General features: G+C 47.9%; 9 protein-coding genes and 1 other RNA gene. 5 read left to right on the top strand and 5 right to left on the bottom strand.

Going from position 1 to position 11,016, the window contains the following annotated elements:
- The 3 genes from OEY58_22925 to OEY58_22915 all read right to left on the bottom strand — a co-directional run.
- A partial coding sequence (locus OEY58_22925; protein MDH5328297.1) for an FAD-dependent monooxygenase occupies window positions 1–442 on the bottom strand: 442 nt, incomplete at its 3' end.
- Between the two features lie 8 nt (window positions 443–450).
- Window positions 451–1,752: a Xaa-Pro aminopeptidase gene (gene pepP / locus OEY58_22920; GenBank protein MDH5328296.1), complete on the bottom strand. Its 1,302-nt coding sequence runs from the start codon at window positions 1,750–1,752 to the stop codon at window positions 451–453.
- A gap of 13 nt (window positions 1,753–1,765) precedes the next feature.
- Complete coding sequence (locus OEY58_22915) at window positions 1,766–2,341, bottom strand: UPF0149 family protein (protein ID MDH5328295.1); 576 nt, start codon at window positions 2,339–2,341, stop codon at window positions 1,766–1,768.
- 224 nt (window positions 2,342–2,565) lie between these two features.
- On the opposite strand from OEY58_22915, the gene OEY58_22910 reads away from it, so the two are divergent.
- The 4 genes from OEY58_22910 (at window position 2,566) to OEY58_22895 (ending at window position 3,941) form a co-directional block, all read left to right on the top strand.
- A complete protein-coding gene (locus OEY58_22910; protein MDH5328294.1) occupies window positions 2,566–2,763 on the top strand; it encodes a TIGR02449 family protein in 198 nt (65 codons plus the stop codon).
- Window positions 2,760–3,062 (top strand): cell division protein ZapA, encoded by a 303-nt coding sequence (locus tag OEY58_22905; GenBank protein ID MDH5328293.1) that lies wholly within the window; start codon window positions 2,760–2,762, stop codon window positions 3,060–3,062. Before OEY58_22910 ends, OEY58_22905 begins: the two co-directional genes overlap by 4 nt.
- A gap of 61 nt (window positions 3,063–3,123) precedes the next feature.
- Window positions 3,124–3,303: non-coding RNA, 6S RNA (ssrS, locus tag OEY58_22900), on the top strand.
- A gap of 47 nt (window positions 3,304–3,350) precedes the next feature.
- Complete coding sequence (locus tag OEY58_22895; protein MDH5328292.1) at window positions 3,351–3,941, top strand: 5-formyltetrahydrofolate cyclo-ligase; 591 nt, start codon at window positions 3,351–3,353, stop codon at window positions 3,939–3,941.
- Here OEY58_22895 and OEY58_22890 read toward each other — a convergent pair.
- Complete coding sequence (locus tag OEY58_22890; GenBank protein ID MDH5328291.1) at window positions 3,938–4,933, bottom strand: SEL1-like repeat protein; 996 nt, start codon at window positions 4,931–4,933, stop codon at window positions 3,938–3,940. The two genes, OEY58_22895 and OEY58_22890, sit on opposite strands and share 4 nt — an antisense overlap.
- 2 nt (window positions 4,934–4,935) lie before the next feature.
- Complete coding sequence (locus OEY58_22885) at window positions 4,936–6,036, bottom strand: hypothetical protein (GenBank protein ID MDH5328290.1); 1,101 nt, start codon at window positions 6,034–6,036, stop codon at window positions 4,936–4,938.
- Window positions 6,037–6,505: 469 nt separating this feature from the next.
- Here OEY58_22885 and OEY58_22880 point away from each other — a divergent pair.
- Window positions 6,506–11,016 (top strand): fibronectin type III domain-containing protein (locus OEY58_22880; protein MDH5328289.1); only part of this gene is annotated, 4,511 nt, incomplete at its 3' end.

Below are 11,016 nucleotides of genomic sequence, written 5' to 3'. Positions count from 1 at the left end.
CGGCATGGTGTATTCCGATCAGCCGGGCCGGGCTGAGAAACTCTACGTTTTGCCCCAGACCCTGTAGCTGGTGGCTCAGGTGTCTGCCGATGGCCCGGGCGCTGATCACATACCCCAGGGCTTTAACCCCGGATTGTTGGCTATGGATTCTGCTCATGCCAAATTGGCCCTGTTCCGAGACGTGGATGTGCTCAATGGCGGTGGCTTCCTTGGCCATATTGTCCCATACGCCCATGCTATGAAATATTTTGTGGGAACCGTAGGATAGTGCGATGGCACGGTCGTCATAGCTGGATTGTTGCGGTGACTGTGTTTGGATATCCAGGGGGATGGCTTCGATGACCAGGGTTCTTAGCTCTGAAGCCCCCAGCGCGCAGGCCAAGCTGGCGCCTACCATGCCTCCACCCACAATGACCACATCGTATTCTTGGTTCGGTTCCATTTGCTGTATTAGCCTGCCATTAGCGTTTCTATTTCTTTTACGGTTCGAGGTAAACCCGAGGTAAGAATTTCGTATCCGTTTTTAGTGACCAGAACATCATCTTCGATACGAACCCCGATGTTCCACCACTTTTTAGGAACTTTGCGGTCGGCTTGAAAGTACAAACCCGGTTCCACGGTGAGTACCATTCCCGGTTCAAATACCCGCCATTGATCGTCTACTTTGTAGTCGCCCACGTCGTGGACATCCATGCCTAACCAATGACCGGTTCGGTGCATATAAAATCGAGTGTAGCTTTGATCCTTGATAACCTGTTTCAGCGTCCCCTTTAACAAGCCCAATTTGATCAAACCTTTGCTTAAGGTTTTCACAGCGGCTTCATGTGGCTGATTCCAGTGATTACCGGGTTTGATTTGTGCGAAAGCCGCTTCTTGTGCTGCCAGAACCAGTTCGTAGATGGATTTTTGTTCGGTGCTGAACTTACCGTTAATTGGAAAAGTTCGAGTGATATCGGCGGCATAACAGTCCAGTTCGGCTCCGGCATCAATTAAAAGCAATTCATTATCGTTCAGCTCTTTGTTGTTTTCCGTGTAATGTAATATACAGCTGTTTTCACCGCCCCCAACAATGGAGTTATAGGCGGTGTGGCAACCGTTGCGGCGAAAGTGGTGTAGCAGTTGGGCTTCAACTTCGTATTCCATCATGCCCGGTTGACAGTGTTTCATGGCATTAATGTGAGCATGTACAGAGATTTGTGCGGCCCGACGCATGTTTTTCACTTCTGCGCGGCTTTTAAACAAGCGCATGTCATGTAATACATGATCCAAGGCCACGAATTCTCCTGGACTGTTGACGCCGGAGCGTCCTTTGACACGCAATTGATTGACCCAGCCGATTACACGTTGGTCAAAGTTTTGATTGCAACCCATGGCATAGTAAACGCGGTCACAATGCTCCAGCAGTCCGGGCAGAATTTCATCCAGGTCGCTAATGGGGAAGGCGTCATCCGCCAAATATGTGTTTTTAGCGCCTTCCAGTCCTGCCATGCGTCCATTCCAGGTTTCCATCAGCGGATCCCGTTCACGGCAAAACAGAATGTATTCTCCGTGGGGGTGCTTGGGTTTTAGCACAGCAACGGCACTGGGTTCGCCAAAGCCGGTGAGGTAGTAAAAGTCACTATCCGGGCGGTAAGGGAACTCCACATCCCGGTTACGAATCACCGCCGGGGTGGCTGGAACGATGGCAATGGAGTTATTGCCCATCAACTGCAGTAGGCGTTTTCGGCGTTTAGCAAATTCGGATGGGTTCATCATAGTTTTGACTTCAATGGTATATTGTTGTTTGCGGAGGCGCTTTATCGGGATGCAATTCTTCGTTCAACAGCAGCACGCCCACACGCACGTATTCTATAAACTGCTCCAACCAGGATTCGGCATCTTCTTCGTCATCGTTATAGTAGTCGTAGGCGCTGTCTATACGAGTTAACTCCAGCAGATCGGCAATGAACTCATTGCTGTCTTCCGGCAACTCGCGAAAATCGGTGAGTCCGGCGCCATTCAAGCCCAGTAAAAATCCCTGACACCAATCAGCCAGTGCCGAAATTTTGTCGTCCAGGACGAATTCATCTCCGGGTAGCAATAAGTGAAAATCGCATGTGGGATCATTGATTTGCTCACGGCATATTCCCGCCAGAATTTGCATATGTAATTCCGTTTCCTTGTACAATAAATCGTATCTGTCAAACTGAGCAAAAATCAAATTGAGCCAGATGTTGGTGTCGGCGTCCGGATCTGCGCACAATACACCGCATAAAATGCCATGGGCTTCCCCGGGGCTTTTTTCACAGTCGACTTTTTTTAATTGCAAGCCTGTTAAATTATAATCAAATGCGCTGTTCATGGGGGAATAATTTACCTGAATCAATGAGATTGGCGTATTATACCTCTGTTGTCAGCGCTAAAGGAAATCTCCACTGGAGTGAATTCGGCAGGATTGTTGCAATAGGCGGCAATGTCTTTGATGGCTTTCGCAAAATGTGAATTTGCCGGATTGACCCCTGGTGGTTGTGGATCTATATTGGTGCCATTGTGTCCATAGGTATGCCGTGAATGTCAGAAGAAAGCATGATAATAAAGTTAGAACGACGGGTTGACGAACTCATTGCGCTGTGTGACAAATTGAAGAACGAAAATTCTCTTCTAAAAGATCGTCAGGAGATTTTGGTGGAGGAGCGAGCGCATTTAATTGAAAAGACCGAGTTGGCACGCGTCAAAGTAGAGTCTATGCTGATTAGGTTGAGGTCGATGGAGCACGATGCATGATCGAAGAAGAACAGAATCCCATAACGGTACATATTTTCAATAAAGAATATAAGGTTGCCGTTGACAGGGCAGACCGTGAACCGCTACTCAATTCGGCTCGTTACCTTGACAGAAAAATGAAAGAAATCAGGGATAAACGCCGGGTTGTTGGGGCCGACCGTATTGCAGTTATGGCTGCCCTGAATATTGCATACGATTTATTACAGATTCAGTCAGGATCTCCATCTGAAGCACATCAAATAGAAAGTATTAAGGAAAAAGTGGAATCAGCCTTGCATCGACTAGGTCAGGATTTGTAAATGTCAATAGTGAAAATGCAATCCACCTTGGTGTAAGATAGAGTCAGGTTTTAAAGTATGGCACACCCTGCGGGGTTTGGTTTTTGCACTGGAATTTCTTGTCCCATAATAACCTAATTGGGAGTTGACCGTTTGTGTTGTGAGCATGTCCGCTCGACGGAAAGCCTAATACGCAAACAGATTCGCCCACCTTTTGCTCTGGGTCAAGGGCAACGGTGCAGTCGGCTCACGCGGGGGGTGCCTTTTTATTTTGCCGCATCACGTATTTGAAGTGCCTCGATTATTGGTATGGATCAATCTCGTAAGCAGTTACGTAAAGCGATGCGCGAAAAACGTCGCAACCTACCGATAGCGGAACAAACACGTCTGGCTGATCGTCTCGCCGCGCATTTTTCCAGCCACTCCTTATTTCGCAATAGTCAACGTATTGCATTTTATATTTCCAATGACGGTGAGTTGGATTTGTTACCTCTGATCGTTTTGGCTTTGGCGAGAAAAAAACGTTGCTATCTACCTGTGCTGGGAGCCGGGTCCCGGCCCCATTTGCGTTTTGCCCCTTACAGGCCTGGGATAAAAATGAGATTTAACAAGTTTGGAATTCCCGAACCTCAATGTTTTAAGAGGGAAATGGCCAAGCCGTTGGCGATGGATCTGGTGTTGACACCGTTGGTGGCGTTTGATGAGTCGGGTAATCGGATTGGTATGGGCGGGGGGTACTACGACAGAACATTTGCATTTTTGCGATTCCGCAGGCGGTGGTCAAAGCCGCGCTTGATCGGCGTTGCTCACGATTTTCAAAAAGTCAACCGCATTCAAAATGAGTCTTGGGATGTGCCGCTCAGTGGTGTAGTTACCCCGAGCTCTGTTCTGGCCTTTTAACGGCAAGTTGACATAAATTGAGCTTTGACGCCTTCGCATGGGTTGGCGTTAAAACCGGCATTGCTGCCCGGAGCGCTTTCCCTTTGGTTTGATATTGATTTCAGTTTAGGCGCTTGGGTCGCTCCTTTCGGTGTTTTGCTTTGTGCCTGGATGTTGTTGCGGTGCTGCTGTGTTTTAGTATTGCCCGATATCTTTTCATTGTTTACCGGTTCGGTTGTAGAATGAGTTGGGTTGGTGGGATGATACAGTACCGGTTTGGATAGGTAGACATGAGGGGGCGGGTTGTGGGTTTTCAGCGGTACCCCACTTGTCCGCGACAAGCCTAAATCACGTTGAAGTTTCGGTGTATTCCCGGATGGTGCAGCATTAACTGGCTGTGGGATGCTTGCAGTCGTTGCGCCCATGTTCAGCCGGTTCGGTTGGATTGGTGCTGATTTGGCTGAAGAAGGACCGGATGAATTAGCAGCTGATTCTGTAGATGATTTCACTAATTGCTTTGGGGGTTGATTCTCTGGCTTGTGCTCTGTTGTATTTGTTTGTTGTTGCAGTCGCTGATTTGCCACCTCCATTTCCTGCTCCAGGCTTTGTTTAAGCTTCAAAAAAGTTTCAGATTTCTGTTTCAGCATTTGTTGATCGATTTGTTTTATTTTGATCAGCAGGGGTTGTTTATCTTGCTCGGAGCTTTTTTTCACTACTGCACTTAATTGGCGATGCTTTTCCAGGGCTCTGGCGCTTCCCTTGAGGGAGGCTTTTTTGTACCAGAGCAACGCTTTTTCATAATCTCTTTCTACTACTTTACCCCTTTCGTACATATTTCCCAGCAGTATCATTGAGTCAATATTGCCTTCATGGGCCAGTTGACGATGAAATTTGAAATAGGACGACGTATTAACGGATTCGGAAGCATAGGTGTTACTGCCAATAAGTCCCATAGCCGGTAGAGTAAAAGAAACGATCAGTAGCGATCGTTTTGTCATAGTGATGATATTCATAATTAAAATATTACGTTTAAGCTGCCAGTGTAGACGGTACCGTTTTCAACCGGGTCGTGAAACAAACCGTGATTATTATCTGCCGGGTCTATATATAGAGCTTCTAGTTTAAAAGCGCTGTTTTTGCCGAAATCGTATCTTATCCCTGCTGCTGTGGATGTTTGTTCCACAGACAGTATATTTTCATCCATACCGGGTCCTATGTGTGCATAGGTAATATAAGGTAGATAGGTTTTCAGTTTGTAGCCTAAGGTGATATACCAGGCGGTTTGATCGGGAAATGCTACGACAACATTGGAGTCTGTGTCTCTGGATACGTATTCAGAGTAAACTACCATATTATCGGCGTCTAAACTGAATCCAATACCGGTGAAGTCTCCTTTGGCGCCACTAATTGCACCGTTGACGTCTACTTTGGTTTTAAAATGACCAGCTCGAAAGGAAAACAGTTTTGACTGAATTCCTACGTTGATGCCGACAGAGTCGCGAGTGTTTAATCTCAATGTTTGCGTTTTATCAATAAGTATTGGGCCCAGGTCCAAAGAGCGGGATGGTATGTAAACGTCGTGTGATCCGTTACCGTAATAGAGTTGTATTAGTATATTGTGCTCATGTAGTGGTATGTTGTAGAGCCAATTAATTCCGGAGTGGGAAATCAAAGGGTTGCTTGAATACACTTCTTGTGGGGGGCGGACCCAAGGGTAAGAATAGCTCACATCAATATAGTCTGAGGCAATAAACAACGGGATTTTATATCTTCCTACGTGAATATTACTATGGGGCCCAGCTTTAATATCCAAATAGGCCCAGTCGGTTTTTAAGTCATAGTTGGAGTCGTCACCTCTGGCAATAAATTGCGTGGTGAGTTTGGTGGATTCATCAATGTCGGCTTTTATCTGTAGGCCCAAAACATTGTCTCTTGCCGAAAAATTCGTTTTATCGGTGGCAGTGCCGTTAGCATAAGCGCTGTCTTGATTATTTTTTGTCTGCGTGACCGCGGTGGTCATAAAACCGTGAATGTTGATTCTTTCCTGCGCCCAAGCATTGCTGTTATGCGTTAGCGCCAGCAATATTAAAAGCCGATACCATCTTAGCTGTGTCACATGCCTTCCTTTTATTATAAAGTATCCGTTGTTCTAATGTGTTGGGGCGTGATTTTAGGGTTTCGTGGTTGAGCTTTTCTATGAATAATCTCGCAAGGTTTTTGGGAAAAATTCACCGTAAGGTGCAAATTATCGCGGTTCTATTTCTCTTGTAAGCCTATAGTCAACTAAGTATATATCATTTGGTTATTACGTGCGCGCCTGAATTGGATAGCTTTTGCGGCTTATCATACTGCTTAAAACCATTGGTAATATTCACATGACAAATCTCCCTGTTTTGGTTAGCATCATTGATGCCGCGAGGGGTACGCGGCAACTCATGCTGGTATTCAGGCAAAGTTATCCATAAGCAAAACGTGATCCTGCTCATTTAGTGTCGTTGCGGTTGTAAGGTGTCTGTCACTTTTGCCTAGGGAGAGTCATGACTGTCAGTACGGCAGTAATAAAACCGGGGTGCACACATTTAATCATGTCAAAAAATATTTATCATAGGAGCAACTCATTTTGTTCCCTGCTGTTGAGTTTGTTATTAGCTTTTTTGCTTACGTCATGCGCGGATAGTGCCGGCGACTCCAGTAGTGGTGTTAAAAAGGTTCCCGCTAACTTGGTTGTAAACCCAGGGGCCAGACAAGTAGAGCTCATGTGGAGCGGTGTGCCGGGGGCAAGTAGTTACAATGTGTATTGGCAAGCCGGTGACGGTGTAGAGGTTCATCTCGGCAGTTCAAAGGTTTCCGGTCTGGAACAGCCTTATTTTCTGCACGGTGGCTTAAATAATGGTGTGAACTACTCCTATCGCGTCAGTGCAGAAAGCTATCTGGGTGAAAGCGGATTGTCCAGACAGGTTGACGCTATGCCCAACTATGTACTTCCCGATGTCGTTGATATCTTTCAGACCATAGCCAGCGACGGTAATAATGTGGCGGTTTGGCGCGGAGTTGATGGAGCTTCCTCCTATAGTATTTTTTGGCAAAATAGTCCTGGGGTCACTGATAAATCGGTACGTATAGACCCAAGCAATGCTGATCTTTATGTTTTATTGGATGCCAATGTCAACGGTGTACCCACCGAGAATCAAAAGACTTACTACTACGTACATGCGGGTCTAAATAACGGTACCACCTATTACTATCGAGTGGCTGCCAACAATCGGCGTGGTCAGGGCAGTTTGTCATTGGAGCGTGGTGCCACGCCACAACATCACGCGCCGGGACAACCCTTACAGTTCAGTGCCAGTGCGGAAACGGGGCAAGTTGTTCTGACTTGGCAGGATTCGAGTAATGCGGACTCTTACGAGTTGTACTGGAACACCACTGGTGATGTGAGCCTAAGCGATACGCGTGTGGCTAGTGTTACCAGTCCGTTTATCCACGCTCCTCTGCAAACAGAAGGCCAAAGTTATTTTTACCGAGTTCGTGCTTTAAATGCGGGTGGAGCCAGTGCGCTTAGTGAACAGATTCAAGCCACTCCCAGTGATGCGCCCAGTGTAAATATTCCCACCAAACCGGGAACAGCACCGGAACTGCCCGTAATTCAAAGCGTAGATGCGGGAGATGGAAAGTTGTTTTTGCAGTTTGCCCGGACACCCGGTGCACACGGATTTAATCTTTATTGGGGTGAAGCTCCAGGGATAGACAACAGTAGTGCGAGACTTGGAAACTTACCATTAATCAGTGTGGCTGCTCCGGGTCAAGCGCCTTTTTATCTCTACGCTATGCAGGGCTTAAGTAACGGAGTTCCATACTATTTACGCCTTAGCGCATATAATGATGTCGGTGAAACTCTGGGCATGGAGATAGGGCCGAGGGCGCCGGAAAAAACTCGTGCCGGTGTGCCGGGAAATGTTGAGGGAGTGGGCGGCAACGGTTGGATGGCAATTAGTTGGACACCGGTTGTTGGCGTTGAAACCTATCGTGTGTTTTGGAGGGAACAAGGTCAACTCGCGGCACGAACCTTCGATACCAACGGAACCGAACTTCGTATCGATAATACGATTGATGGTTCTATTCGGAATGGGCAACAGTATGAAATTTGGGTCAAGACGCTAAGTTTACTGAACGATGTTTCCATGGAAGGTGATGCCAGTGAGGTTGTGGTAGTACAACCGCAAATTGCAGCTCCCAGCGCTCCCGGTGGTGTTGTGGTGAGCCCGGGAAACTCCATGGTGCGTATTCAGTGGGAGTCCAATCCGGCTGTAGAACAAGTGAGCGGGTACCGGGTATATTGGTCGGATCGATCCGGTGTTCGCGATAGCGGTGCTTTAGTGACTCCGGAGTTGATTACGACAAACAGTGTTGATCACGCAGGACTTACCAATAATCAACGCTACTACTATATCGTTGTTGCCGAAAATGCCGGAGGGGTGAGTGCAGTATCGAGGGAATATTGGGCATTGCCACAAGATATTCCCAATGCACCCACACAACTGGCGGCGATACCCGGGGAGTCTCAGGTTCAGATTCATTGGCAGGCAGCCGCGGGGAGTGACGGTTCGGAAACCTTCAATTTGTATTGGCGCACGGACCAGGGGGGTTTACAGGTGGTGCCCAATGTGGTTTCACCTTACACCTTAACGGGTCTTGGTAATGGCGTACGCTACTTTTTTAAGATTTCTGCGGTTAATGGTACCGGCAGTAGTGAAAGTATCTTTTCTACTGAAGTGCAAGCGGTACCGCAGTTGGCTGCGCCCGCCGGCGCCCCGGGTAATCTCACCGTAGCGGGACAGGATGGGTTGGTTCAGTTGGGTTGGGGTGCGGTCGTGGCATCCGACGTGCGTTATCGAATTTACTGGAGTACAGGTCTTCCCGTAAATGAACAATCGGCAAGAATCGACAATCTTACCAGTCTGGATTATCTTCACGACAATCGAACTAACGGTTTGAGTTATTATTACCGGGTAGCGGCATACAATGCCGGTGGCACCGGACCAATGTCCGATGTCGTGTTTGCTAGGGTTTTACCGTCTCCACCCAGTGTGGTGCAAAATTTTCGTGCGACAGCATCAGACCGACAAATCCAGTTGCATTGGGACGGATTGAGCAATGCTGATAGTTATAATCTGTACTGGAGTACAGATAATGCCGCAGATCCTTCCTTGTGGACTCGGTTAGCGGGTGTTAGTAGCGGGCATATTCATGGCGGCCTGTCCAACAATACAACGTATTACTATTTTCTTCGTGCTTCCAATGCGGGGGGTGAAGGACCTCGCGGTGTTTTTGTGGATGCTACACCCATCGAGCCTATACCGTTGGCCCCCGGCGGAATACAAGCGGTTAGCAATGGCGCCAACAGTAATATAATCAGTTGGGACAGTCGTGTTGGTATTACTTACCAGTTGTACGCCAGTACAACCACTCCGGTCCAGTTGATTGCTGCTAATCGAATCCCGGATGCGTTGAGCAATGTATCCAGTGCTACGACTCACTCTGGACTGGTTAGTGGAACTCGGTACTTTTATCGACTCACCGCCACCAACAGCGGAGGCAGTACCCCCAGTATGGAGGTAAGTGCTACACCACAGCAACCCATAGCCGGGGCGCCTCGCAGCGTCAGCGTTCAAGCTCAAGACAGTGCGAACACCATTACGTGGTTGGCGCCGGACAATGCAGCGGCTGGTGTCAGCTATACCATTTACTGGAGTACGATGAGCGGAAGCGGAACGGCTGGTACTTCCGTAGCCAATGTAGCCAGCCCTTATCAGCACGTTAATTTGACCAACGGTCAAACCTACTTTTATGTTGTTGTTGCCGATAATGGCAGTGGGTCAGGAGTTAGTTCCAGCGAAGTCAGTGCCAGACCTTTACCGCCGTTGTTAAGTGCTCCAGCGCTGTTACAAGCCGAGGGTGGAAATACAGAAAACAATCTATCTTGGCAAGCCGTAGCAGGAGCCGCGGGTTATACACTGTACTGGTCGACAACAGCGGGTCTACCGGAAGCTTCGACCACGACAATTCCTTTATCAACATCGGTAACTCAGTACACACACACGGAATTATCCAATCTAAACACGTATTATTATCAAATCACTGCGAGCAACTTGGCCGGTGAAAGTGCGCGCTCTAATGTGGCTACGGCAACTCCGGGGGCAGGAATCAATATACCACCGGTAATTGAGCAAGGTGCTCAGCTCAATGTGGTTATGGATGAGGATGGCACTCCTATTGGGTTTACCCAAACCTTAACAGCTAACGACGAAGGTACAGTAAGTGCATTGGTGTGGAGCATCAGTCTGGCTCCTTCGCGAGGTTCTGCTTCGGTGATAGGGAACGGTGGATCCGTTGCCTTAAACTACTCGCCAAACGCAGACTACTTTGGGCCAGACCAGTTCCAGGTTCAAGTGATGGACGAACAGGGTGGTATCGATAGTATCCAAATAAGAATTACCATAAACCCCATAAACGACTTGCCTCGATTGGTTAACAATACTTTAGCAATCAATCAGGGTGAAAGAATCGTATTCACCAATGCTCAGCTTAGCGCCACAGATGTGGATAATGATGACGCAAATCTGGTGTTCACTGTTTCTAATGTCAACAATGGACAGTTTGAACTGCAAAGCACAATCGGTCAGGCAATCACAGAATTTATCCAGGCGCAGGTGCAAGCCGGCGAAATTGTATTCCAACATAATGATACCCGACAGGCGCCTGCGTACAGTGTGAGTGTCGGCGATGGTGTTGGAGCTTCAACTACACAGGCCGTCAGCATCAGTTACACCAACAATAATATGGCTCCAACAGCGGTTGATGATGCGGTTACCACCGCTGAAGACACTCCGGTCAATATCAATGTGGCAGCTAATGACAGTGACATCGATGGCAACCTGGATCCGACGTCAGTTTCCGTAACGTTAGTACCGAATAACGGCGTAGCCACACCGGCCGCTGCAGGTACCGTGGATTACACCCCCAACGCTAACTTCAATGGCACGGACAGCTTTACCTACCAAATCTGCGACAGCTTTACTCCCGCAGCTTGTGACAC

Source organism: Gammaproteobacteria bacterium (assembly GCA_029882975.1).
Classification (GTDB): Bacteria; Pseudomonadota; Gammaproteobacteria; order SZUA-152; family SZUA-152; genus JAJDNG01.
This window is presented reverse-complemented; position numbering and strand designations above follow the sequence as displayed.